Raw genomic sequence first — 26912 nt, 5'->3', positions numbered from 1 at the left:
GGAATATCGACTTACCGACGAAAGATGACAATAAAAAATGGGCTGTTCCGTTTATGGAACAGCCCATTTCTATCTTTATTTCTTTAAAGGTGTTACCGTCCAATACGTAATAACACGCCAAATCCATTCTAGTGGACCCATTTTAAAGATTTTCATCCAAATTACGCTAAACACAATTTGAATTGCATAAATTGCAATACACACATATAACGTCTGCATGTACGTTAAGTTTTCTGCAAAGTTAAATACACTTCCTGCGATTAAAATCATTGCAGTTTGTCCAATATAATTCGTTAAAGCCATACGACCGTAATATTTCAGTGGCGCTAACAAGGTTTGAACTAGTTTTAATTGAAGTAATAAAATTAATGCTCCAACATAGAAAGCTGAAATAATCGGTCCAACTGTAACACCAATTTTTAAAAATTGGCTTGCAGCATTCATTGTTCCATCCTCATTCTCAAGTATCATATTTATAAATGGTTCAGCAGGAACATGCCCATATTGATACCATACAGCTACGACACTTAAAACAAACATAATACCTGTAAAAATAGCGACTTGCTTTATATTTTGCGTGAGATTTTCAAATACACGATATTGTCCTGCAGCAAGCCCTAATAAAATTAAGCCAAGTGGTAATAGTTCTTTAACTCCCATTACACTGAAGACAATTGTCAAAACAAGTCCTAGTACTAGGTTCACTTCTTTTTTCGCTTTATAAAACGGTAAAACAATTAACCCGCAAATTGCGTATAACGCTAGTGCTTCTCCAGGTTGAAACATTTGATGAATCACACCAAAAATAAATAACGCAACTATGCGGCGTAAAAATAAAATATACCCATTTTTCCCCTTTGCAATCGCTCTTGAAATAAAGATATAGAATCCTACTCCAAATAAGAATGAGAAGATTGAGAAGAAACGACCTTCTACAAATAAGTATAGAAATCTTTGATAACTCGCATCCACTGTATTAGGATCTGGAATTTTAATGTTAAGTAATGCAAGAATATTTACTAAAATAATCCCCAGTAGTGCGAAACCACGAATGTAATCTAACTCATCAATTCGTTTGTTTGTAATATTGTTCCCCATAAAGCAACTCCTTGTATAAAATTTAATCCTTCCTTACTCTACTGGAGAAGTGTGCTTATAACTATCGACAAACCTTACAAGAATCTTACATTATTGTAATATAATAAAGTGAAACTTTAATCAGTGGGGGTTTTGTTCATCCCTCACTGATTATTAGCCTTCACCAATCGGGCGTTTACGGGCAGCAGGGCTCCCACCTAACTTCTTTGCTCCAGCCGAATTTTGAGGTGGGAGTCTTACTGCCCACAAATAGCGGGATAAAATAAAACCAGGTCATATTGCGACCTGGTCTACTCTGATTGCTTCGATCTTTGAGGTTGTCCTTTTTTACTGTTGCGCTGTTTCACTTGCACAACTGGATCAAGCTCATTCGAAAATTCAGCGTTATGTCCATTTTGTGTTTTTTGCTCTGGGTTATTTTGATCTGAACGTTTCGCCATTACATTCACTCCTTATTAGTGCGGTGTAATAATCATTTGATGTTGCAATTGGCGAATTGCCATACGTGCTCTATTTAACTGCTCACGTTGCTCATCATTCGCATGTTGTTGCATCGTTTGTAAATCGTTATATGCTTGTTCTAATTGTAACTGTGCATCTGAATACTCCATCGTATTGTAATGCTCTTGTCTCATACCAAGATCTAATTGCTCTTTCGCATATTCCACCGCTTGTTCCGCCTGTGTAATATACGATTCAAGTGATTGACGCTCTGCCATAATTGTCCCTCCTTGCTTCAATTCCCCTTTAGTGTATCCCTTCCATCTGAACCTTATGAGTATGTTATAATGGATTTTATTTGTTTCATTTTGACTCGTCTTAGGAGGGAAAGTAATGAAGGTTCAAAACCCTTTTCCATATACAAACGACAATAAACGTTATCATACATGGAATTACCACTTACGAAATGAATTTGGTGAAAAAATCTTTAAAGTTTCATTAGATGCTGGCTTTGATTGCCCGAACCGTGACGGTACAGTTGCTTACGGCGGCTGCACGTTTTGTAGTGCTGCTGGATCTGGTGACTTCGCTGGCGATCGCCGCGATGATGTTATAACGCAATATCATGAAATGAAAGAAAAAATGCACTCAAAGTGGAAAGACGGAAAATGTATCGCTTATTTCCAGGCATACACAAATACACATGCACCACTTGAAGTATTAAAAGAAAAATTCGAACCGCTTCTAGCAGAAAAAGACGTTGTCGGTCTTTCTATCGCAACTCGTCCAGATTGCTTACCTGACGATGTTGTTGAATATTTAGCGGACTTAAATAAACGCACGTATCTTTGGGTTGAACTCGGACTACAAACTGTTCATGAACGTACTGCAAATCTTATTAATCGTGCTCACGATTATCCATCTTATGTGGAAGGCGTAAATAAATTACGCAAGCATGGCATTAGAGTTTGCTCACATATTATTAACGGTCTTCCCCTTGAAGATTACGACATGATGATGGAAACCACTCGTGAAGTTGCAAAGCTTGACGTACAAGGAATTAAAATTCATTTACTTCATTTACTAAAAGGAACGCCAATGGTGAAGCAATATGAAAAAGGACAACTAGAATTCCTATCTCTTGAAGATTACGTAAGTCTCGTTGTTGACCAACTTGAAATTATTCCAGAAGACGTAATTGTGCACCGCATCACAGGTGACGGTCCGCCTGATTTAATGATCGGCCCAATGTGGAGCTTAAATAAATGGGAAGTATTAAATTCCATCGATGCAGAATTTGTACGCCGCGGAAGCTGGCAAGGAAAATATGCAAATGAGGAGAAACAAAAATGAAATTAGAACGTGTATTACCGTTTGCTCGCACTCTCTTGCAAACGGCTGTTAAAGAAGGCGATTACGCAGTAGATGCAACACTTGGCAATGGACATGACACTTGCTTCCTAGCTGAAATCGTTGGAGATAACGGAAAAGTATTTGGATTTGATATTCAAAAAGAAGCAATCGAAAGTTCTACTATCCGCCTGAAAGAAAAAGAACTTTTCGAACGTACTGTTTTAGTTCACGATAGTCACGATACACTTCTATCCATATTACCGGACGACGCAAAGGGAAAAGTAACAGGAGCAATCTTCAACTTAGGTTACCTTCCTGGCGGTGACAAACATATCGTCACAAAACCGAACTCAACAATCTCGGCTATCGAACAATTATTAGACGTAATGGCACCAGAAGGTATCATCGTCCTTGTCATTTACCACGGTCATCCAGAAGGACAAGTAGAGCGTGACGCTGTTCTCACATTTGCAGAAGAACTAGATCAAAAGCAAGCTCACGTTTTGCGATACGGCTTCATTAACCAGCAAAATAACCCGCCATTCATTGTAGCGATTGAGAAACGATAATATATCGACGATTCGACAAAACATACAAAAAAAGACGTGCACTCACTGCACGTCTTTTTTTATCCTCCTATATAATGGATATATACAATATTAAAGGAGACGAAAAAATGATCGGAATACTAGCAGGAATGGGGCCAAAATCAACTGGACCATTCGTCGATACAGTTGTAGCAGGGTGCCAAACAATATACGGAGCAAAGCATGATATGGACTTTCCTCATATGATGATTTATTCGTGCCCAACACCGTTTTATATGGATCGCCCTATTGATCACGAAGCGATGAAAAAAGCGATTATTAAAGGGGCACAAAAACTTGAAAGTACTGGTGTAGATTTCATCGCAATGCCATGTAATACAGCGCATCTTTATTTCGAGGAATTACAGCGTTCTATTACCATTCCTATTTTGAATATAGTCGATGAGACGTTAAAAGCAATTCCTGAAAATACAAAAAAAGTCGCTCTTCTCGCAACAGAAGCAACAGTTCAAGCGGGGCTTTACCAAGACGGGATTGCAAAACGTAATATAGAGTACATTCATAATGAAAAATGGCAGGAAATGATTAATCAAATTATTACTTGTATTAAATCTGGAGAAATTGAAGAAGCTCGCAAATTGTGGAATGCGCTCGTTTTACAATTGCGAGATGAAGTTGATACCGCTATTATCGCATGTACTGATTTGAATGTAGTGGCGAATGAGGGCTTTGTAGATTCTGCTCAATGTCTTGCGAAAGCGGTTGTTAGGATGTATGTAGAAAATATAAGGAGGTCCCAATGAATATATCTTGCTGGCTATTGTTTTCAGAAGTAAATTGCGCTTCCAATTCAAAGAAAGGCGTTGGCTTAAAGTTTTTAATTTCCTGCTGTCGCTTGTTTATCAAACACAACGCAGGTGTTTGTACTCGTATAAACACCTTGAACGCCTTTCTTACGTAAGAGAAGTGTATATAACCTAACTAGCATTCATTCCAATAATCCAATCGCTAATTTGACGTACTTGCGCTTCAGCAAACATGCGCTCATAATCTGAACCAGGCTTTAAATTCTGAAAACCTTTTTTAGTATCATCTACTTCTAAACTATTGATCCACAAGCGGTTATTTTTTTATTTGTACATCCTGCTTGTTGAATGATTAACCTCGCAATTGCTTCACCCTCTCAATCGTAATAAAACTCCAACATAGTGCTATGTTGGAGTTTTACTGCTAACTATTCATAGAAAGCACTTCCTAAGAACAACATACTATAGCATCATTAATTACGGAAAAAGGAAATTAGATGAGGGTGACTTCCACACCTCCCTTACTTATTTTCAAAAGGCACTTCAAATTAGGATACAAAAAGGAACTGAAGAGCTGATTCATTCCACTAAGCTTTGCATTGCGTATTGTATGTCTCGCCGATACAATCTGCCCTAAAAACTTTTAACTTTCTTCACAATTCTTTCAAAGTAATCACACTTAATCTCGCTATATTAAATAAGTAGTTATTCATATAGGGAAGGTTAGGGGAACTGAAAGTATGAAAGTAAATCGTTCGCTTCATTACATTTTTTGGCGTTGGCATTTTTACGCTGGTCTTTTTATTACGCCGCTTCTTATTACTTTGTCACTGAGCGGAATTGGGTATTTATTTCGAGAAGAAGTTGAAGATTTCATCTATAAAGATTTATATTTTGGGAAGAGCGCCCAAACAGAATCTATTTCGATGTCTGATTCGCTTTCCTTAACAGAGAAAAAGTATCCACACTATAGTGTGGCAAAAATTAGTGAGTTTAATGGGGATTATAATACGAGACTTACCATTGCAAATGAATATACTGGGCAACAAAAATATGTGTATTTAGATAGCAATAATCAAATTGTTGGAGATCAAAATGCAAGTGAAACGTTTGCCAATATAATGAGGGAATTACATAGTTCTCTTTTAGTTGGTGGTACTGTCGTTAACTACATTGTAGAGCTTGCGGCATGCTGGACAATCTTTTTAATCGTAACTGGGTTGTATATGAGTATACGCCAGTTCAAAAACACACCAGCATCCAATAAGCGAGAAAAAGCAAAACGACGTCATTCTATTATCGGTATTATATTTACAATTCCTCTCGTTTTGCTAGTCGCATCTGGATTACCGTGGTCAGGATTTATGGGTAACCAAATTTATAAAATCGCATCATCGAATGAATCGATTGGATATCCAAAGTTGTATATGGCACCGCCTGAATCGAAGGTAAAAGAATTGCCGTGGGCAACAAGAAAAGAAGCTCCTCCTGAATCGAATTCAAATGAGCCAAAAGCCATTCCAATTGATGAGTTACAAAAAGGAATTGAAATAAAGAAGCCATACGTTATCTCATTACCGGCTGATCCGAAAGGTGTATTCACCGTTTCGAAATCGAGCGGTTCTGGTATTACGGGGATGCATGTCGCACCAAATGAAGAAATAACTGCTTATTTTAATCAATATAGCGGAAAACTTATTTCCAAAACGGACTATCGTGATTATGGATTATTTGCACAATGGTTCACTTACGGTATCCCGCTTCATGAAGGTCATTTATTCGGATGGCCAAATAAAATATTGTGCCTACTAACGACATTATCTTTATTACTTCTCATCTATTACGGAGTAAAAATGTGGTTAGCAAGAAAGCCGAAAGGAAAATTAGCAGCACCTCCTAAACAAAGAGATAAGAAAAGCACATTCGTTTTCTTTATCATGATGGTTATATTAGGCGCTGTCATGCCTTTATTCGGACTATCTGTGTTAGTTATTTTTGCGATTGAACTTCTTATATATGTATTTTCAAAAATACGGTCATAATGAAAAAGCATTTGTACTCCCGTGTACAAATGCTTTTTTATTTACTATTTTCTTTTTTTCTACCACTTATTAAAAAGACAATATCTACTATAATAATTAATGCAATGATAACTTGAGCCACATAATCCATCATTGTCGGACCGCCAGCTTTATTCATCATCATATACATTCCAGTTACAAATGAAATGGAAAGTAGCACGAGTAACGTTACTTCAATATTGTCATATAGCTTTTGAAACAATCGCTTCATTTCCATCACCTTCTTTACCATATTATAACAAAAAAACCACTCTACAAGAGTGGTTTTCTTCATCACTGCGCCATTTTCTTTCGGTACATCTTCCCGTTCCAGTAGAAGAATCGTGAAGTGAGACCTCCGTATTTTACAATGCGCCGTGCCATTTTGTGCATATTCTTTTGCGCTGATACTTTTTGGTCTGATAAATAAATACCAAGTAATCCTCTGCTTATGAGACGATGAAACTTCGCATGAGGCAAATCACCAATGCTCTTTTCTGCTTCTTCTACAAAGTGCTTCATGCGTTCTAATATTACTTGTTCGTTTTCATAATAACTACAGAAATTCAAATCTCCACCGATGCGATCTTCTTCTTGATCGATGAAATAATCAAGTAAAATGTGAAGTCCTTGTACGTAAGGAAAATACCCTTGTCTAATTTTCTCAATATCCTCATCATGTAATTCATCATGAAATGCATATGCTACAAGACAAAAGATTCCAAGTGTAGAACCCGCACATGCTGAAAACTCAAACCAACTCATCGGTGGTAAGTTTTCTTTATGTGCTTCAAACCATGTTTTTAAGCGTGGTTCTCTTTCTTCTAATTTCACGTGTTTATGAATTTGCAAATCACAATAATAACAAGCAAGTTCATGAAGAACAGGAGCAATTTTATCATAGTGCTTCGTTTTCTTTAAAACATCTTGGCATGTTTCAACGAGTTCATCTAAATAACCACCATCATCTTGATCATCACGGTAACGATAATAATTACCGCCCCCTTCAACTTCAGGGCTTAATGCCATTATCATCGACTCATGAAGAGCGGCAAAATCTTTTGGATCAAGTGATGTACTGCGGTCACATAAATTATCTAAATAATCGCTAATCGTTTGATACGCTACAATAAAACGAATACATTCCTCTCGGTGCTCATTTGCTAACAGCGCTAAAATACCACCGCCCTCGCAATGAAACGTTTTATTCTCAATACTTGCGATTGCCTGACTATGAAGCTCATCATTTGGAATATGGTAGGCACGCTCTTTCCACATCGCTAGCTCATGGTGTACAACCGGAAACACATCACGGTATACTTTCGCCATGAGCGTTATGGGATTACTCGGTACGTTCACTTCTTCCTTCATCTCCTCTATTAAATGTACAAATAATGATTTATTTGTTTGTTTTTACTATATTATTGACATGTATTTCAGTAAATGACTGAATATAATTCAAAATTTCATCACGCTCATACTCATTTAATAACTCATGATAACAATTAGGCCATTCTTTATATGCCTTATCACTAATTTTAACATTATCAAACCATGTACGGACACGTGTTTTATCTACAAGTTTATCCTCACACGCCTGCATTAGCAAGAGTGGAACATCTGGAAAATCATCTATTTTCTCATGAACAATCTCAATAGACTTAATCAATTCACTATACCAACGTACTGATACTTTGCGCAAGAACAATGAATCATTCTCCATCGCATCCCTCACTTCATGGTTACGAGTTGACATTTCTACAGTGAGATTTGTTGCAAATTGCAATTTTGGAGCAACGACATTTAATATTTTTGAAGCAGCACGAAGCGGAGCAGAAGGTGCAGCTAATACTCCTAAACAAGGCGAACTTAATACAATCCCATCTATGTCCTCTCTTTTCGTTTCTTGCATCATACGAATAACGACAAGTCCTCCCATACTATGACCAAATAAAAAAATAGGCAATCTATATTTTCTTGCTTCTTTCACCCATAACTTTATTTCCTCTATGTATTCATCAAATGAATCGATATGTCCTCTATTTCTTGAAGTTGTTCCGTGTGCTGGAAGATCCCCCATAACGACGTGATAACCGCTATGATTCCACATTTCTGCAACTGCTTCATAACGTCCGTGATATTCCATAGCACCATGCACTATAATAATGACGGCTTTCGCTTCTTCCGCTTCATAGTTCCACATACGAAACTCCTCCATTTCACTCTTTTTCATAATTTGATACACTAAAACTAGTCTCTAGGAAAGGAAGGCTTTACATGATATATCCTTACAAAGAAAAAAATCCGAAAATTGCGAGTAGTGCTTTTATCGCTGATTATGTTACCATTACAGGCGATGTGACAATTGGCGAAGAATCTAGTATTTGGTTTAATACAGTCATCCGCGGTGATGTATCACCAACGATAATTGGAAATAGAGTAAATGTACAAGATCAATGTACACTTCACCAAAGTCCCCAGTATCCTCTTATTTTGGAAGATGATGTTACAGTTGGTCATCAAGTTATTTTACATAGCTGTCATATTAAAAAAGATGCTTTAATTGGAATGGGATCTATCATATTAGATGGTGCTGAAATTGGTGAAGGAGCTTTCATCGGTGCTGGTAGTCTCGTTTCACAAGGAAAGAAAATCCCTCCTAATACGTTAGCTTTCGGTCGTCCTGCGAAGGTCATTCGCGAATTAACAGAAGAGGACCGTAAAGATATGGAACGTATCCGCACACAATACGTTGAAAAAGGACAATATTATAAATCGTTACAAAAGTGATTTTATCGCTGCCATAAGATTGGCAGCTTTTTTTATGAAAAAATCTAACTTTTTCTTTACAAAACCTTATTATCCCCTCAATAAAATCTTATTAAAATAGAAGTTAATAACTCCATATATATGTAAATGAGGGAGGAAAAATCTCATGAAGGTCAGTGGACTATATAAAATAGAATGTTACATTTTCAAAGGAATTAATCGCTACTTTGATCAAAAAACATTAAACATCTTTTTCAGCAATATTACCCATATCGGTGGTGCTACCTTCTCTATTACACTCACACTTTTCTTTTTAATTTTCGCAACAGGGAATTTACATCAAGCTGCAATTGCAACTGCTATTTCTTTAACAATTAGCCATATTCCAGTGCAAATATTAAAAAGATGGTATCCACGAAAACGTCCTTATTTGACAATTCAGGATGCGAAATATCCAGTTTATCCATTAAAAGATCATTCTTTTCCATCCGGACATACAACGGCTGTTTTCTCTGTCCTCATTCCATTTATTTGCTATAATCCAAACTTGCTTGCTTTTCTATTACCGTTAGCGCTATGCGTCGGTATTTCCCGTATTTATTTAGGACTTCATTATCCGTCAGATGTATTTGTAGGCATGTGCCTCGGCACTTGCTCTGGCATCATCTCTTTTTATCAACTCATTCCACTCATGTAAAGGAGCGATATGATGAGAGTCGCCATATTTACCGATACATTTACACCACAAGTCAACGGTGTGGCGAAAACTTTGGAACGTTTAACTAAATATTTTCAAAAAGAAAATATCGCGTATTCTGTTTTCGCCCCTCAACATACGGCAGAAGAGAATTTCGTATCGAATGTAAACAAAATGAGAAGTATCCCGCTAACTATATTATATCCAGAATGTCGCTTTGCCTTTCCTACTCCGCGCATTAGACGGGAACTTCTTGCCTTTAAACCTGATATCATTCATATTGCTACGCCTTTCAATATGGGACTTTGTGGATTATATTATGCCAAAAAGTTAAATATCCCGGTTGTCGGTTCTTATCATACTGATTTTGACGCCTATTTACGCTATTACAAAATCGAATTTCTCTCCAATATGCTATGGAACTATTTAAAGTGGTTTCATAGTCATATGCAAAAAAACTTTGTTCCTTCTCCTGAAACATTACATCAATTAAAGAATAAAGGATTTCAGGCCCTCTATATTTGGGGACGTGGTGTAGATTGCACTCTCTTTCATCCCACTTACAATAAAGACCTATTCCGAAAAAAATATAATATTACAGCGGAATATATTCTTTCCTACGTCGGACGCCTTGCTCCTGAAAAAGATATCGACACTCTTCAAACACTTATTCAAACGACGAACAAAGAACGTGATGATATTCATTGGCTCATCGCTGGAGATGGTCCTCTCGCAAAGGGCCTGCATGAAAATGTTCCAAAAACAAATGTAACCTTTACTGGATATTTACAAGGTGAATATTTAGCTGAAGCCTACGCTTCCTCTGATCTAATGGTATTTCCATCTACTACTGAAACATTTGGGAACGTCGTACTTGAATCACTTGCATGTGGTACACCTGTTATTGGTGCGAATAGTGGCGGGGTTAAAAATATTATTACAGATGAAAAAACTGGATTTCTATGTGAACCCAAAAATGAGGACTCATTTTTATCATCTATTTATGAATTGTTAAATAATGAAGAAATGCGTAAACAAATGAGCCAAGATGCTCACTCTTATGCTGCTACACAAAGCTGGGATGAAATTTCCAGTGATTTACTCATTCATTATGATGATGTTATTCAAAGTCGAAAAGCGGAAATGCTAGCTTAAACGCGGCTTATGTATCATCAATTTGCAAGTGAAACTCCTATATTGTACAAAATATAGGAAAAGAGATCACACTTCGAAGTGTGACCTCTTTTTATCTTGCGCTTTTATTTAGCGGTTCAGTTGGTACATACATATAATGAATAAAATTCGAACTTATTTTTCTTCCCCTTTTGTCTGAGCCGCGTCAAACGTCCAGTTCAATTTCAATGTATCTCCTTGGAATACGTTTTGATCTTCTCCATTATCTTCAAATATGAATTTCACATAGAAAGTGTCATCCTTGCCTGGAGCAAGTCCGTTTCCTTCCCAGTTTACGACACCTTTTTCTACAAGATCAGGCAAGTTGCCATCAGCAGTAGCTTGTTTCAATTCAGACAAAGTAGTTTCCCATACAGGAACTGTGTTCTTGTCTATGTTCCATAAAAACTCCACTTTGACATGATCACCGAAATCAGCATTTCCATTATCACCTTTTGCATCTGTTACAGTGTAATCAGTAAGAAGATGAACGTCCTTAATTTTCAAAGTACCGTTGTTGATTAAGTGGAAATCGCGTTCTATTTGATCACCTGGTTTGATTTTGTCAACATCGATGATAACTTGTGGATCAATGCTCAAATCTAACGTACCAGCCGCAAATGTATTTTCTGATACTTCTTTATCACTGAAGTACGCAAACGTTCCGCCTCCGATTAAAGATAAACCAAGAGCTGCAGATGCAACACCCATACCAAGTTTTTTCTTAAGATTCATTTTAATAATCCCCCTATTTTTATAATATTTAAACTACTAAAAAGTTGATAGGCCCATATGAGGTAAAAACAAATTGTTTCCTTATTTGATGCCTTTTAGATAGTTACTAAGTTCTTAATAAAGAACTTAGTGTTTCATTCAGGAGCGACTATCGATATTTGCAGAAGATGAAATTTCCCCCTCTTTTATCAACAACCACTCCTAGGTCACCCTATTTTTATTTCTTCGGTTCTAGACCGATCTGACGTAAGAAATCTGCCAGTCCTTTTTTACCAATTGTTTCTTTTGGCTTAACTACTTCTGGAACACCGACTTCTTTTTGCAAGAAGTTTTTCTCAACGAAGCGGACATCTGTCTCGTCTACGACACCGTCTTGGTTGATGTCTTGTGGCAAGATGGATGCATCCTTTTTACCGTATACATCAACTACACTTTGCATATCGCGAATATCAATCAATCTGTCACCATTCACATCCCCTGCAAGATTTTTAGCACGTGCTCCAACATATTGCCCGCGCACCTCACCGTTTACAGAATATCCAGGAATGAATTTCTTCATCGCTTTGAGATGTCCCGGAACATCGAAAACAACTGTGTGTGCTTCAGTAGAAGCTGGGATACCCTTAATGGTGTATTCCCCTCTACTATCAATTGTTCCCTTATATTTTTTACCTTGTGGAGACATTGCATATACTTGGGCACCGATCTTTGTATAATCACCTTTTGGCAAACTACCGTCATTTCTCAAAAATGCTTCCGGTCCGATAAAACCCTGCACTTTCGAATGCGTTGGAATGATGTTAAAGCTTTCCGTATCCAAATAAGAAATGGTAGTAGCTGCTGTTTGTCCCGCTTTCATATAAGACGCCTGCTTTACAGCAAATTTGGTAGCATTATCAAAATATGCATCACTTACTAATTTTAGCGTTACATCAAGGAAAGGCATATCGCCATCCATACCGCTAAATGCATTCCCTTTCATAGATGCGCCAACTTTCACCGTATTCTTGAGAGTTCCTTCTGTCACCACAGGTTCTTGCAGCGATACTTCCAAGCCTTTTTCCTTCGCGTACTCGTTTGCCGTATTGTTCAGTTTTACATTCTCAAACTTATACAAATCGTTCATGAATTCCACCTGGAATTCCCCGGATACAAGTTGCTTCACATTATTGAGACTAAGTGTCATCGTAACTGTATCGCCGACTTTTACATCTTTCTTATCGTAACTAGAAGTCGTATATTCCGTACCTTCTTTTACAAAGACATAGTTTTGTTTACCAACTGCCGTTGCGATATCAGACGTAGTCAAAGTCAAATTTAGAGGTTTTGTTGCAATATCACTTGCCTCAATACCGAATTTTACATCTCCATTCGCTTGGATCGGGAAGTACCCATTTATGAATGGAGAGTTTGCAGAGTAAGCCATGCTGTTGGATGATTGGTCATAGTTTAAGCCTTTCGATTTCAATACATCCACTGTCGCATCCTTAGCTGTTCCATGCAGCCATACCGCTTTTTGTCCATCTTCTTCCGTAAACATGGAGTCATTAACCTCAATTACACCCGGTTTTTTATCCATATTTACTTCCGGTGCTGTATTGTCCACGATAAGCGGATTATCTGCAACATATGATTTCCCTTCCTCATCGTACGCAATCAATTCCAGTATATAATCGCCTGCTGGAAGCTTCACAGGAAGATCGCCAATTGGCTTAGAAGGATCGTTTGTAAATGGATAGACAGTACCGCTGAATATACCCATAAGAAAAGTTTCTACATCTGTCAGTAATCTGCTGGCGTCCGCTGTTCCTACAAAACCTACAGCTTTCCCTGTCTTACTGTCCTTAACAAGCACATCGATTGTTTTCATCGGGCTATTCAACTTCATTGACCCGTGAACAAAAGGGTATAAGCCTTGCCAAAAAGGTGTTGTATTTGTTACGGATGGTGTACTTGTCTTTACATATTCAAATCCCTTTTCCGTCACCATGACAGCGAATGGAATTTGATACGTTTCGGACGGATTGTTCGCATTCGTTACATGAATATATCCTTCGTATCTGCCTTTCGCTGCACTAGAAGGAATCGTAATTTTCGGCTGCAGTTCCTGTGATTTTCCGCTTGCCACTGTAAGAGATGCCGGTACCTCAACTTGTATTCCATTCTTCACTGCATCTTGAATGCTCGTACGCTCACCGTGATACTCTACTTCTACTTTAAAAGATTTTTCTTCTTTACCGTTGTTTTGAACAGTCACTTTTTTGCTCGCTTCAATTGGTTTATCACCTTGCTTAAAATGTTTGCCAAACATAATAGAGCCTGTTTGTTCGTCAATTTCGACAACATTTCCGTTCTCGACATTTTGTGTTTTGTCTAATACTTTAATGGATGTGTCCGTATGAACGGCTTCATACGCATCGATGCGCCCTGCGCCTACTTCGTATACGGAATTTTGGCCATTCAAATCATCGGATGTATTCATAAGAGCCGCTTTTACATCGAAAGGTGTGTATTCTGGATGCTGCTGCAGGATCAATGCTGCTGTACCCGCCACGTGAGGAGTAGCCATAGACGTACCAGACAAGCGTACATATGCATTGCCGTAATTTATGCCGTCCTGCGGATCGTTAATATATTCCGGTGCAGTAGAGAAAACCGACACACCAGGAGCGACTACATCCGGCTTAATGTCATAATTTCCGTTTACCGGTCCGCGTGAGCTAAAATCAGCTAAGTGATCACCTTCCGTTTTTGTATTTCCTAGCGTTTCGAATTTGAAAGATACTTCACCTAGCGCCTTTAACCGTTCTCCATCTGCTTTTGACAGACGGAAAGATGGAATAAGACCTACCCCCTCACCTAAGTAGGCGGATATTTGTCCGTCAGCATTGTTATACACGATAACAGCTTTCGCTCCGGCTTTTTGAGCATTTTTAATTTTTTCATCAAACGTTATTTCCCCGCGCTGAATCAGCGCAACTTTTCCATTTAAATCTTTCCCTGTAAAATCAGCTTGCTTACCAAGTCCTGCAAATACAATCGGTAACGATTGTCCCCCAAGATCTTCTAACTTATCAGGAAAGTCTTTCCCTAATAGCTGCATATTTTCAAATTTTTCGCTCGCTGCACTTGCATTGAATGTAGGAATGGACATGGCAGCATCACTTGCCCCTACTGAAATGCCAAGAGCTGCCGCTCCCGGGGAACCGAGCGTTTTTTCGTTTGGTCCATTGTTTCCTGCGGCAACAACTGTCACCACTCCTGAAAGCATGGCATTATTTACTGCAACAGAAGTGGCATATAACGGATCGTTCGTCTGCGCACCTAGCGACATGTTGATGACATCCATACCATCTGCAATCGCTTTATCCATCCCAGCAAGGACTCCCGCTGTATTTCCTCCGCCCCATGGTCCTAGTACTCTGTAAGCATATAAATCTACATCAGGTGCCACACCTTTTACAGCGTAATCTGCATTGTTTTTCTTTTGAGCTGCAATTGTTCCCGCTACATGTGTACCGTGGTTTGTATAATATACATAACCAGGAGTTGTTGGCTTACCAGCTTTTATCCAATCCTCATATGTTGTTTCCATCGGATCTGCATCGTTATCAACAAGATCATATCCGCCTTTATAGGCACCTTTTAAGTCAGGATGATTGTAGTCAACACCTGTATCAAGAACGCCAACTTTAATTCCTTTACCCATAATATTTTCTGCATGAAGCTTGTCCACACCAATTTGCGGAATGCTGTCCGCCATTTTCGGATCGATTGTTTCTTTCGTTTCTACCGGAGGTTCCACTTTTACCTCATAATCTTTATAGACACGTTTTACTACTCCAGATTGGATCAACTCCTGCACAGCCACACCAGGTAACGTCATCGCTACACCGTTGATTGCATTCTTATATTCACGTGTGATTTCCACTTTTTTCGTATCGTACGTGCCGGCATCCTTCTTCGATTTTAAAGATTCGACATGTTGCTTAAATACTTTATGCTCTTCATCCACTTTTGCTTGCGCAGTAGTAGCAGCTATTTTCTTCCCTTTCGCCGCTTGTTTCATCACTTCAATTTTTGCTGGAGCTTGATTGAATTCCACGATAACGTTAACTAATTTATGACTATTAGTATCAATATCAGGTGAAATCGTAAAGTTAGGATTTGCATCCAATTGCTCTAAAGCCTTTCTTTGATCTGCCGATAGACTCTTCAGGACTGTCTCCACATTATCAACTGGATTCAGTTCAACCGGACTTTCTGCCAATACGTTATACGGAATCCCCTGTGACAATAGCATACCTACAGCTAACGTTCCTATAAGAAGCTTCCCTTTTTTTCTTCTCTTCATAGCTCATCCTCTTTTCTTCATATAATTGTTTTACAAACAATCCGTGAAACTAGTAAACTAAGATGCCATTCTGAAAATCAAACAAAAGAAGTAACCTTTAAAGCTATTAATCTTACTTTGTATAAAAATATAGTAGATAAAATCTATCATTAGATTAAGTGAGAAATCATTAGTGGGGGGATGAAGAAAATCCCCCACTAATAGAAGTTTCACTGTATTACTTTGATTTCGGCTCTAAACCAATCTGGCGCAGGAAGTCTGCCAGACCTTTTTTACCGATTGTTTCTTTCGGCTTAACCACTTCTGGAACATCGACTTCTTTTTGCAAGAAGTTTTTCTCAATGAAGCGGACATCTGTCTCATCTACGACACCGTCTTGATTGAGATCTTGCGGCAAGATGGATGCATCCTTTTTACCGTATACATCGACTACACTTTGCATATCTCGAATATCAATCAATCTGTCACCATTCACATCTCCTGCAAGACCTTTAGCGCCTAATCTAAAATATTGCCCGCGCACCTCACCGTTTACAGAATATCCAGGAATGAATTTATTCATCACTTTCAGATGTCCCGGAACATCGACAACAACTGTGTGTGCTTCAGTAGAAGCTGGGATACCATTAATCGTATATGCCCCTTTACTATCAATTGTTCCCTTATATTTTTTACCTTTTGGGGACAGCACATATACTTGGGCACCTATTTTTGTATAATCTCCTGCTTTCAAAGAACCGCTTGCTGTCAAAAATGCTTCCGGCTTGATAGGACCCAGCACTCTCGAATGCGTCGGAATGATGTTAAAGCTTTCCGTATTTAAATAAGAAATGGCAGTAGGTGCTGTTTGTCCCGCTTTCATATAAGACGCCTGTTGTACATTAAATTTGGTAGCATTATTGTAATATGCATCACTTACTAATTTGAGCGTTACATCAAGGAAAGGCATATCGCCGTCCATACCGCTAAATGCATTCCCTTTCATAGATGCGCCGACTTTCACCGTATTGGTGTTAGTTCCTTCTTTCACCACAGGTTCTTGCAGCGATACTTCCAAGCCTTTTTCCTTCGCGTACTCGTTTGCCGCATTGTTCAGTTTCACATTCTCAAACTTATACAAATCGTTCATGAATTCCACCTGGAATTCCCCAGATACAAATTGCTTCACATTATTGAGACTAAGTGTCATCGTAACTGTATCGCCGATTTTTACGTCTTTCTTATCATAACTAGAAGTCGTATACTCTGTACCTTCTTTTACGAAGACATAGCTTTGCTTATTAAATGTCGTTGCAATATCAAACGTATTCAAAGTCAAATTTAGAGGTTTTTTTGCAATATCATTTGCCTCAATACCGAATTTCACATCTCCATTTGCTTGGATTGGGAAGCTTCCACCTACCATTCCAGAGTTTGCATAGTACTCCATGATGTTAGATGATTGGTCATAGTTTAAACCTTTTGATTTCAATAGATCCACTGTCGCATCCTTAGCAGTTCCATGCAGCCATACTGCTTTCTTTCCATCTTCTTCCGTAAACATGGAGTCATTCACTTCAATCACACCCGGTTTTTTATCCATGTTCACTTCCGGTGCTGTATTGTCCAAAATAAGTGGATTATCTGCAACATATGATTTCCCTTCCTCATCGTGCCCAATCGTTTCCAGTATATAATCGCCTTCTGGAAGCTTCACAGGAATATCGCTAATCGGCTTGGAAGGATCATTTGTAAATGGATAGACAATGCCGCTGAATGCTCCTACAAGAAAAGTTTCTTTGTCCGTGTGCAACTTACTAGTGTTCGCTGTTCCTACAAAACCTACAGCTTTCCCTGTTTTACTGTCCTTAACAAGCACATCGATTGTTTGCATCGGACTATTCAACTTCATTATTCCGTGGACCGTAGTGTTTAAAAGATCCCAGAAAGGTGTATTATTTGTTACAGATGGTGCACTCGTTTTTATATATTCAAATCCCTTTTCCGTCACCATGACAGCGAATGGGATTTGATATGTTTCGGCCGGATTGTTCGCATTCGTTACATGAATATATCCTTCATATCTGCCTTTCGCTGCGCTAGCAGGAATCGTAATTTTTGGCTGCAGTTCCTGTGTTTGTCCGCTTGCCACTGTAAGAGATGCCGGTACCTCAACTTGTATTCCATTCTTCACTGCATCTTGAATGCCTGTACGCTCACCGTGATACTCCACTTCTACTTTAAAGGATTTTTCTTCTTTGCCGTTGTTTTGGACATTTACTTTTTTGCTTGCCTCAATTGGTTTATCATCTTGCTTAAAAAGTCTGCCAAACATAATCGAGCCTGTTTGTTCGTCAATTTCAACAACATTTCCGTTCTCGATATTTTTTGTTTTGTCCAATACTTTGATAGATGTGTCCGTATGAACAGCTTCATACGCATCAATGCGCCCCGCACCCACTTCGTATACGGAATTCTGGCCATTCAAATCATTGGATGTATTCATAAGAGCCGCTTTTACATCGAAAGGAGTATAATTCGGATGCTGTTGCAAAATCAATGCCGCTGTACCTGCTACGTGAGGACTCGCCATAGAAGTACCAGACAAGCGTACATATGCATTGCCGTAATTTATGCCGTCCTGCGGATCGTTAATATATTCCGGTGCAGTAGAGAAAACCGACACGCCAGGAGCGACTACATCTGGCTTAATGTCATAATTCCCATTTACCGGCCCACGGGAGCTGAAATCAGCTAAGTGATCACCTTCCGTTTTTGTATTGCCCAGCGTTTCGAATTTGAAAGATACTTCACCTAACGCCTTTAACCGTTCTCCATCCGCTTTTGACAGACGGAAAGATGGAATAAGACCTATCCCCTCACCTAAGTAGGCAGATATTTGTCCGTCGACATTGTTATATACAATAACCGCTTTTGCTCCAGCATTTTTTGCATTTTTAATTTTTTCATCAAACGTAATTTCTCCGCGCTGAATTAACGCAACTTTTCCGTTAAGATCTTTCCCCGTAAAATCAGCTGGTTTACCAAGTCCCGCAAATACAATCGGTAACGATTGTCCCCCAAGATCTTCTAACTTATCCGGAAAATCTTTACCTAATAGCTGCATATTTTCGAATTTTTCGTTAGATACACTCCCGCTGAATGTAGGAATAGACATAGCAGCATCACTTGCCCCTACTGAAATACCAAGAGCTGCCGTTCCCGGGGAACCGAGCGTTTTTTCGTTTGGTCCGGCGTTACCTGCGGCAACAACTGTCACCACACCTGAAAGCATGGCGTTATTTACTGCGACAGAAGTGGCATATAACGGATCGTTCGTCTGCGCACCAAGCGACATGTTGATGACATCCATACCATCTGTAATCGCTTTATCGATTCCAGCAAGAATCCCCGCAGAATTCCCTCCACCCCAAGGGCCTAATACTCTGTAAGCATATAGGTCAACTTCAGGTGCCACACCTTTTACAGCATAATCCGCATTGTTTTTCTTTTGAGCTGCGATTGTCCCCGCTACATGTGTACCGTGGTTTGTATAATACACTAAGCCTGGATATTCTGGCTTACCAGCTTTTATCCAATCCTCGTACGTCGTTTCCATCGGATCTGCATCGTTATCTACAAAATCATATCCGCCTTTATAGGCATCTTTTAAGTCAGGATGATTGTAGTCAGCACCTGTATCAAGAACGCCAACTTTAATTCCTTTACCCATAATATTTTCTGCATGAAGCTTGTCCACGCCAATTTGCGGGATGCTGTCTGCCATTTTCGGATCGATTGTTTCTTTCGTTTCTACCGGAGGTTCCACTTTTACTTCATAATCTTTATAGACACGTTTTACTACTCCAGATTGGATCAATTCCTGCACAGCCACACCAGGTAAAGTCATCGCTACACCGTTGATCGCATTTTTATATTCGCGTGTGATTTCCACTTTTTTCGTATCGTACGTACCGGCATCCTTCTTCGATTTTAAAGATTCGACATGTTGTTTGAACACTTTATGCTCTTCATCCACTTTTGCTTGGGCAGTAGTAGCAGCTATTTTCTTCCCTTTCGCTGCTTGTTTCATCACTTCAATTTTCGCCGGAGCCTGATTGAATTCCACGATAACGTTAACTAATTCCGGACTATTAGAATCAATATCAGGTGAAATCGTAAAATTAGGACTTACATCTAACTGTTCCAACGCCTTTCTTTGTTCTGAAGACAGATTCATTAGTACCTGTTCCGCATTATCAACTGGCTTCAGTTCAAGCGCGCTTTCTGCCAATACATTATACGGAATACCTTGTGACAATAGCATACCTACAGCTAACGTTCCTGTAAGAACCCTCCCAAATTTCCCTCTCTTCATACAAGTTCCCCCATCTAAATTTATTTGTATCTGTAGTTATTGCATAACATAAATTTCCGAAGCTATTAGGCTACAACTCTACTTTCTTATCTTACAAAATTAAAACTTTTCTGAAAATTATCAAAAAGTAATATTTTTTTAGTTATTAGTTCTATACCGTATAGTACAAAAGAACTACCCCGCACTTTATTATTTTGAGTAAAATAATAAAGTGCGGGGTAGTTCTTTTAAATGATTTTTATTTAAGAAAATGGAACAAGCTGATTTCGCACGGCATATATGACTGCTTGTGAACGGCTTTTCACATTTAGTTTTCTGAAAATCTTATTAACATGGATTTTAACTGTCTTGTCACTGATATATAGAGCTTCAGCAATTTCCTTATTGCTAAGACCTTTGACCAATTCAAATAGTATTTCTTTTTCACGCTCTGTTAGTTCATTTTCATTTGATTCTGATTTCGTTTGCTGATGATATGTAATCAACTTTTTAGTCATACGCGGATGAATCACAGAATCTCCTTGTAATACCATTCGGATTGCCGCCACTACCTGCTCGGATGATGAATCCTTCAGTAAGTAACCGTCTGCACCTGCCCGAAGAGCAGCCATCAAGTATTCATCATGTTCATACATAGTCAATACGAGAACACGGCAGTTCGGATATTGATCTTTCACGAGTGATGTAGCCTCAATACCATTTTTTCCTGGTAAATTAATATCCATTAAGATACAATCCGGCCTACACTCTTCCACTTTTTTTACTACTTCATCCCCGGAAACAGCTTCTCCAACTACTCGCATATCAGATTCGAGTTCCAATATACTTCGAATTCCATCACGCAAAACAGTATGATCATCCACTACTAATATTCGAATCATGATACTCCTCCCCTATTTCTGAATCTGAAATTAACAATGTGATTTCTGTCCCTTTTCCTGCTGAACTATCAATTTGAAGGGCAGCCCCTAGCTGTTCAGCCTGTTCATTCATATGTAATATACCATAGTGCGGCTCATGCTTTGCTTTAATCATGGATTCAAAAAGAGAAAAACCAATTCCGTTATCCTTTACCTTTAAAAGTACATGTTCCCTTTGATAGCTTAATAAAATGTCAACTTTATCTGCCTTTGCATGCTTTATAATGTTCTGCAAGCTCTCCTGCAAAGTATCGAAAATAACCCGTTCTTTCGTAAAACTAAGTTTTCGAGAACGGCCTCTTTCATGATATGTAATGGCTAGACCATATTCTTGTTTTAAGGATTGAATTTTATTTATAATTGCTTGTTTTAGTCCTAATCTTTGTGTTGGATATGGCTTTAAAGCATAAATAGAATAACGAACTTCACTTAAACTCTTCCGTAATTTTTTTATACTTGTATCTACCACTTGCTGCATGTCTTTTGGTCGATCTACATACTTTTTCTGAGCCGACTCCATCTGAAATATCACTCCGGCCAATGCTTGTGCGATTCCATCGTGGATTTCACGAGCAATTCGATTTCGTTCTTCTAAAATCGTTCTTTTTTCCTGTTCAGAGATGAGTGTCCGCGTTTTAAGCAAGCTGCCTAACTGATTAGCAAACGTAGCTAAAGTCTGTACATCTTCAGTAATAAAACTCGCACTCCTGCTTTTCCCTGCCACAAACATTCCAACTAATTCATGATTTACCTTAAGAGGTAAATATACAAGAGAGCGCATAGTATTTTCAAACACTTCATCTCCCGGAGCCATACCTGTTTTCCAATCAGTAACAACAACAGTTTCTGATATCTCTTCAAACTCCTTATACAGATCAGAATAATTAGAAATATCGCGACGTACTTTTCCATCCTTTAATAAAAGTGTCCAGTTCTCTTCATCTTTCGCCCATAAAACATATGCCTGTATTCCTAGAAATCCTTTCAGTGATTGTTTCATCTGCTGTAAGTTGCCAGCAGATAGTCCACGACTTAATTCCGTCGTAATGGAAAAAAGCTTATATAATCGTTCTTTTTCCACCCGTATTTGTCTAACGAAAGAGCTAATGATACAGATTGCCACAAGCGGGAAAAAGAAGAACAGAACCATAATTTCATCCATCACTCCGCGATATCGGTAATCTAAAATATGTATAAGTGAAGAATAAAATAAACAAAAACTCAAACTCAAGAGTACTAACATATTCTTTTTACGCCACTCTTCTAGCGGATAGGGCTGAGGAAGAAGTATGATTAAAAGATCGTAAAATAAACCGTTAAAAAGGCAAAGAAATGCGCTGAATAAAAACAAAATTATGAATTTTTCATATAAAACTGAAAGATTCATTCCAGAAATAAAAAGAGAGAAACATCCACTGGAAAGCCATTCTGCTAATAAGATACTAAGAGCAAGTTGCGCACAATTAAATACTGTCCTTTGCATAGATAAGCGGCGAAACAATTGGATACATAACATCACACACACACACGAAACAACAGTTATATGTATTCCAAACTGCCAATTCATTGTATAAATAAGTGTAAGGCTGAGTGTGATTCCGCCTCTCCAAATGCGGATAGGAAAATACTCAGTAATTCCCATAAACATAATTAACAACAAAAGCAGTATAAGATGAGAAGGCATTTTACTTAAAAATAAAGAAACGATAAAAGCAATTAAACCAAGAAAAGAGATAGAATAAATATAAAAACTAGCTACTTGCTCTCTCATAGAAGTAAAATCTATCTTTTTCAAAACGATCCCTCCCTCAAAAAATTTATCCCGCTATTTGCGGGCAGTAAGACTCCCACCTCAAAAGTCAGGTGGGAGCCCTGCCGCCCGTAAACGCCCGATTGGTGAAGGCTAATAATCAGTAGGGAATGAACAAAACCCCAACTGATTATAGTTTCACTTTATTATCATCATTATCTACTAAAAAACCGGCACTGGCAAAATGAGAATGTTCCCATTAGCCAATCACCGGCTGTGCACTGTCCCTTGGAAGGGGTGACACAATATTAGTATAAAACAGGTCTCTTCATTCCGCCACCCATCAAATGTTATATTTGTAAATATATTCTATGTATATCGTATAGAACTAAAGATGTATATGAATCACTTTCATAATTGTTTGCGTGGAGCTGTTCCGCAAACAAACGTGACCTTTACTGGCTATTTACAACGTGAAGAGAGTTTATTACACAATTATAAATTTTAGTTTACTAAATGATACATAAGGTGAAATATCGCTTTATTTCTATATTCATTATATCAAAAAGATACATAACTAAACATACTTGTAATAAAAACCCATAAAAATTAAAATATGGTTATATAGTATTTTTACTGTATGATGATTTTAAGAAATTCCCCTTAAAATCAACTTACTCACATACCTTTATACAGTAATTGTTCCCCAATTTCTGTATATCAAAAAACCTTTCATTCATTTGAAAGGTTTTTTTGAACCTGCGCATATTCTTCTTTCGTATTCACATTTATAAACCATTCTGCATTTGCTTGTACATCTTCTCCGGCAACATATTTCACATTACATTGTGATAAAAGCTGCCCCATGCTTCTTTTCTCTTCCTGAAGTAAAGTGTAAATCTTCTCTTTCACACGGTAATGATACGCCGCGAGTAACGGTTGTTTTCTTTCATTAATAATAGGCACAACCGCATCATACTCATCACTCGTTTGTTCTAATAAAATAGTAAACCACTCTTGCGAAACATTTGGTGCATCGCAAGGCATAATAGCGTACCAATCTGCTTCGATATATTCCATTCCTGATACAATTCCAGCAAGTGGGCCGTTTCCTTTATAATGCGGAATATCTTCTATAACGGGAACTTGTACTAATTGCTCCACTCGCTCTTTTATATCAGAATGACTAATGACTACAACTCCTTGAAGCGTAGTGGTCATCACTTTCAAAATATGCTCAACAAAAGTACTCCCACCCCAGCTCGCTAGCGCTTTCGGTTCACCGAATCTACTCGACATACCACCTGCTAATACAATTCCAGCAAACTTACTCATTGGCGATGCAGCTCAAATGTAATATGACCTAACTCCGGTAAAATCAACTTATTCATCGCAAGACGAACTGCTCCGCTAGATCCCGGCATTGAGAAGACTACTTTGCGCCCAATCGTACCGCCGATTGCTCGACTTAACATCGCAGCGCTTCCGATATCTTCTAAATAACTAATCATACGAAACAACTCACCAAATCCAACAATTTCTTTATCTAATAACACTGACACTGCCTCAATCGTTACATCACGCTTCGTAATACCAGTTCCGCCATTGGTTAGTACGACATCTACATCTTCCCTATGATAACCAGCTAACACTGCTTGCTGAATACTTTCTTTATCATCTTTTACAATTTCATAAGAGGTCACTGTATGACCTGCTTCTTTTAACAATTCATGTAATAGCTGTCCGCTCTTATCCGTCTCTTCCGTACGTGTATCGGAAATCGTAACAATTTTACAGCGTACTTCTTTTGGTGCTTGTTTTTTATGTTCAGTTACACTCATTTTTCATCTTTCCTTTCTTGAAGACTTTTCTCCATTTTATCATACATATCTTTACACGATTATGTATGAAGCCAACGATGAAGCATGATACAATATAAGTATGTAAACCCACAAAAAGGAAAATAAAAGAGTGTACTTTTTATATTTTTTCTTAGGTTCCACATCATTAGCTACTCTTTAACTCACCTTATATTTTCTACATAATAGATTTAATTTTTAAATTTACACTACAAAATAAATCGGAGGTCTACATATTATGGAACTTTATAAAAAATTAACAACAACATTCATCCTCTTATTTATAGCTTCAATCACCGTGGGGTTTTCTCTAAAAGGAGCAATTCCATATGCTACATTAGTAAGTATTATATTCGCAACGCTATTTTTACTGAGCAGTGCATTTTGCGCGGGTAAAGCACGTCAAATGAAAGGGTAATTACATATGTTCAAGAAGAAACCGATAGTTTGTAAATCATGCAAAAAAGAAATACAAACGTATGAAAAAGCATGGATTCATATGCCCTTTCCGGCAAGCGGCATGACTAATATGAAAAGTATATTGAGCTAGACGGAGAAGTGTATTGTAATTCATGTATTCAAATCATAAGTAAAACAAAATAAAAAAAGCTTTGCGCTCACCGCGCAAAGCTTTTTTTCATATATTATAGACCAGCTTGCTCTTTTAAAGCTACAGCTTTGTCTGTACGTTCCCATGAAAGATCTACATCAGTACGTCCGAAGTGGCCGTAAGCTGCTGTTTGTTTGTAAATTGGGCGACGTAAGTCTAGCATTTTAATAATACCAGCTGGGCGAAGATCGAAGTTGTTACGAACTAGTTCTACTAGTACGTCTTCAGATACTTTACCAGTGCCAAATGTATCAACTGAAATTGATACTGGTTGTGCTACGCCGATTGCGTATGCAAGTTGTACTTCTGCTTTGTCAGCAAGACCAGCTGCTACGATGTTTTTCGCAACATAACGAGCTGCATATGCTGCAGAACGGTCAACTTTCGTTGCATCTTTACCAGAGAATGCACCGCCACCGTGGCGAGCGTATCCACCGTAAGTATCAACGATGATTTTACGTCCTGTTAAACCAGCATCACCTTGTGGTCCACCAATTACGAAGCGACCAGTTGGGTTAATGAAGAATTTCGTTTCTCCATCCATTAATTCAGCTGGAACTACAGCTTTAATTACATGCTCTTTTAAATCGCGATCGATTTCTTCCCATGTAACATCTGGATGATGTTGTGTAGAAATTACAATTGTATCCACACGTACAGGTTTACCACTTTCATCATACTCAACTGTAACTTGCGTTTTTCCATCCGGACGTAAGTATGATAATGTGTCATCTTTACGTACTTCAGTTAAACGGCGAGCTAATTTGTGAGCAAGCGAGATTGGAAGTGGCATTAATTCTTGTGTTTCATTACATGCGAAACCAAACATTAAACCTTGGTCTCCCGCACCAATTGCCTCAATCTCAGCGTCAGTCATTAGACCTTCGCGTGCTTCTAGCGCTTGGTCAACACCCATAGCGATGTCAGCAGATTGCTCATCGATAGATGTTAAAACTGCACAAGTTTCTGCATCGAATCCATATTTTGCGCGTGTGTAACCAATGCCTTGAATTGTTTCACGAACGATTTTCGGAATATCTACATAAGTAGAAGTCGTAATTTCCCCCGCTACCAATACTAAACCAGTTGTTACAGTTGTTTCACAAGCTACACGTGCATTTGCGTCCTTTGATAAGATCGCATCTAAAATTGAATCAGAAATTTGGTCACAAATTTTATCTGGATGTCCTTCAGTTACAGACTCAGATGTGAACAGATGACGTTTTTTTGTCATGTGGTAAACCTCCCTACAGTAATTGTATATATTGTACGGAACTCATCCTTAATTTGCCACAAACTGCGACATACATTTATTCTCCCACACAAGCATACAGAAAAACCTTTCCCACTTAACATAGAGGAAAGGTTTAATTTGCTACTTG

At 38.3% G+C, this 26912-nt stretch carries 22 protein-coding genes and 1 pseudogene; 8 read left to right on the top strand and 15 right to left on the bottom strand.

Annotated features, from left to right (window positions below):
* Positions 1–75 precede the first annotated feature (75 nt).
* The 3 genes from QCI75_RS03565 to QCI75_RS03555 all read right to left on the bottom strand — a co-directional run bounded on the left by QCI75_RS03565 (position 76) and on the right by QCI75_RS03555 (position 1817).
* Positions 76–1098: a DUF418 domain-containing protein gene (locus tag QCI75_RS03565; protein WP_144508986.1), complete on the bottom strand. Its 1023-nt coding sequence runs from the start codon at positions 1096–1098 to the stop codon at positions 76–78.
* Positions 1099–1388: 290 nt separating this feature from the next.
* On the bottom strand, positions 1389–1538 hold the full coding sequence (locus QCI75_RS03560) for a hypothetical protein (protein ID WP_001129345.1): 150 nt from the start codon (positions 1536–1538) through the stop codon (positions 1389–1391).
* A gap of 15 nt (positions 1539–1553) precedes the next feature.
* Complete coding sequence (locus QCI75_RS03555) at positions 1554–1817, bottom strand: YtzC family protein (protein WP_000840865.1); 264 nt, start codon at positions 1815–1817, stop codon at positions 1554–1556.
* A 115-nt stretch (positions 1818–1932) separates the two neighbouring features.
* On the opposite strand from QCI75_RS03555, the gene mnmL reads away from it, so the two are divergent.
* From mnmL to QCI75_RS03540, 3 genes are all read left to right on the top strand, one after another.
* The gene (gene mnmL / locus QCI75_RS03550) at positions 1933–2892 is read left to right on the top strand and encodes a tRNA modification radical SAM protein MnmL/YtqA (RefSeq protein WP_002167527.1); all 960 of its coding nucleotides are present in this window, start codon (positions 1933–1935) and stop codon (positions 2890–2892) included.
* Positions 2889–3461 carry a tRNA 5-(aminomethyl)-2-thiouridylate-methyltransferase MnmM gene (gene mnmM / locus QCI75_RS03545; RefSeq protein WP_353759975.1) on the top strand — a complete coding sequence of 191 codons (573 nt, stop codon included), beginning with the start codon at positions 2889–2891 and terminating at the stop codon, positions 3459–3461. Before mnmL ends, mnmM begins: the two co-directional genes overlap by 4 nt.
* A 107-nt stretch (positions 3462–3568) precedes the next feature.
* Positions 3569–4243: an aspartate/glutamate racemase family protein gene (locus QCI75_RS03540; protein WP_353759974.1), complete on the top strand. Its 675-nt coding sequence runs from the start codon at positions 3569–3571 to the stop codon at positions 4241–4243.
* Between the two features lie 19 nt (positions 4244–4262).
* On the opposite strand, the pseudogene QCI75_RS03535 reads toward QCI75_RS03540, so the two are convergent.
* A pseudogene (locus QCI75_RS03535) lies at positions 4263–4611 on the bottom strand (DNA topoisomerase); the annotation flags it as partial.
* Between the two features lie 375 nt (positions 4612–4986).
* Here QCI75_RS03535 and QCI75_RS03530 point away from each other — a divergent pair.
* Positions 4987–6288 (top strand): PepSY-associated TM helix domain-containing protein, encoded by a 1302-nt coding sequence (locus QCI75_RS03530; protein WP_144508637.1) that lies wholly within the window; start codon positions 4987–4989, stop codon positions 6286–6288.
* A gap of 37 nt (positions 6289–6325) precedes the next feature.
* On the opposite strand, the gene QCI75_RS03525 is transcribed toward QCI75_RS03530, so the two are convergent.
* Genes QCI75_RS03525 through QCI75_RS03515 form a run of 3 tightly spaced genes read right to left on the bottom strand, consistent with a single transcriptional unit; the run spans position 6326 to position 8509 of the window.
* A complete protein-coding gene (locus QCI75_RS03525; RefSeq protein WP_144508641.1) occupies positions 6326–6559 on the bottom strand; it encodes a hypothetical protein in 234 nt (77 codons plus the stop codon).
* A gap of 41 nt (positions 6560–6600) precedes the next feature.
* Positions 6601–7665, bottom strand: a complete 1065-nt coding sequence (locus QCI75_RS03520; protein WP_144508638.1) for a tetraprenyl-beta-curcumene synthase family protein — start codon at positions 7663–7665, stop codon at positions 6601–6603.
* A 40-nt stretch (positions 7666–7705) separates the two neighbouring features.
* Entirely contained in the window at positions 7706–8509 is an 804-nt protein-coding gene (locus QCI75_RS03515) for an alpha/beta hydrolase (protein WP_144508639.1), read from the bottom strand.
* A gap of 74 nt (positions 8510–8583) precedes the next feature.
* On the opposite strand from QCI75_RS03515, the gene QCI75_RS03510 reads away from it, so the two are divergent.
* From QCI75_RS03510 to QCI75_RS03500, 3 genes are all read left to right on the top strand, one after another.
* Positions 8584–9096 carry a gamma carbonic anhydrase gene (locus tag QCI75_RS03510; RefSeq protein WP_098779673.1) on the top strand — a complete coding sequence of 171 codons (513 nt, stop codon included), beginning with the start codon at positions 8584–8586 and terminating at the stop codon, positions 9094–9096.
* Between the two features lie 145 nt (positions 9097–9241).
* On the top strand, positions 9242–9772 hold the full coding sequence (locus QCI75_RS03505) for a phosphatase PAP2 family protein (RefSeq protein WP_144508640.1): 531 nt from the start codon (positions 9242–9244) through the stop codon (positions 9770–9772).
* A gap of 12 nt (positions 9773–9784) precedes the next feature.
* Positions 9785–10927 (top strand): glycosyltransferase family 4 protein, encoded by a 1143-nt coding sequence (locus QCI75_RS03500; protein ID WP_353759973.1) that lies wholly within the window; start codon positions 9785–9787, stop codon positions 10925–10927.
* A gap of 153 nt (positions 10928–11080) precedes the next feature.
* Here QCI75_RS03500 and QCI75_RS03495 read toward each other — a convergent pair whose 3' ends face one another.
* The 7 genes from QCI75_RS03495 to QCI75_RS03465 all read right to left on the bottom strand — a co-directional run bounded on the left by QCI75_RS03495 (position 11081) and on the right by QCI75_RS03465 (position 24902).
* Complete coding sequence (locus QCI75_RS03495) at positions 11081–11680, bottom strand: TasA family protein (RefSeq protein WP_144505811.1); 600 nt, start codon at positions 11678–11680, stop codon at positions 11081–11083.
* A 217-nt stretch (positions 11681–11897) separates the two neighbouring features.
* On the bottom strand, positions 11898–16034 hold the full coding sequence (locus QCI75_RS03490; protein ID WP_353759972.1) for a S8 family serine peptidase: 4137 nt from the start codon (positions 16032–16034) through the stop codon (positions 11898–11900).
* Positions 16035–16251: 217 nt separating this feature from the next.
* Positions 16252–20391, bottom strand: coding sequence for a S8 family serine peptidase (locus QCI75_RS03485; RefSeq protein ID WP_353759971.1), 4140 nt, complete (start codon positions 20389–20391; stop codon positions 16252–16254).
* A gap of 242 nt (positions 20392–20633) precedes the next feature.
* Positions 20634–21272 (bottom strand): response regulator, encoded by a 639-nt coding sequence (locus tag QCI75_RS03480; RefSeq protein WP_071771107.1) that lies wholly within the window; start codon positions 21270–21272, stop codon positions 20634–20636.
* Positions 21247–23106 carry a GAF domain-containing sensor histidine kinase gene (locus QCI75_RS03475; protein ID WP_353759970.1) on the bottom strand — a complete coding sequence of 620 codons (1860 nt, stop codon included), beginning with the start codon at positions 23104–23106 and terminating at the stop codon, positions 21247–21249. Before QCI75_RS03475 ends, QCI75_RS03480 begins: the two co-directional genes overlap by 26 nt.
* Positions 23107–23793: 687 nt before the next feature.
* Positions 23794–24396, bottom strand: a complete 603-nt coding sequence (locus QCI75_RS03470) for a molybdenum cofactor guanylyltransferase (RefSeq protein ID WP_353759969.1) — start codon at positions 24394–24396, stop codon at positions 23794–23796.
* Positions 24393–24902, bottom strand: a complete 510-nt coding sequence (locus QCI75_RS03465) for a MogA/MoaB family molybdenum cofactor biosynthesis protein (protein WP_144505806.1) — start codon at positions 24900–24902, stop codon at positions 24393–24395. The genes QCI75_RS03470 and QCI75_RS03465 overlap by 4 nt, the downstream gene beginning before the upstream one ends.
* A 256-nt stretch (positions 24903–25158) precedes the next feature.
* Here QCI75_RS03465 and QCI75_RS03460 point away from each other — a divergent pair, with 256 nt between their 5' ends.
* Positions 25159–25338, top strand: coding sequence for a hypothetical protein (locus QCI75_RS03460; RefSeq protein ID WP_000424797.1), 180 nt, complete (start codon positions 25159–25161; stop codon positions 25336–25338).
* Positions 25339–25564: 226 nt separating this feature from the next.
* Here the strand turns inward: QCI75_RS03460 and metK are convergent, their stop codons facing one another.
* Positions 25565–26764 (bottom strand): methionine adenosyltransferase, encoded by a 1200-nt coding sequence (metK, locus tag QCI75_RS03455; RefSeq protein WP_353759968.1) that lies wholly within the window; start codon positions 26762–26764, stop codon positions 25565–25567.
* Between the last annotated feature and the right edge of the window lie 148 nt (positions 26765–26912).

This window comes from Bacillus cereus group sp. RP43, assembly GCF_040459645.1.
In the GTDB taxonomy this organism is placed as follows: domain Bacteria; phylum Bacillota; class Bacilli; order Bacillales; family Bacillaceae_G; genus Bacillus_A; species Bacillus_A mycoides_C.
This window is presented reverse-complemented; position numbering and strand designations above follow the sequence as displayed.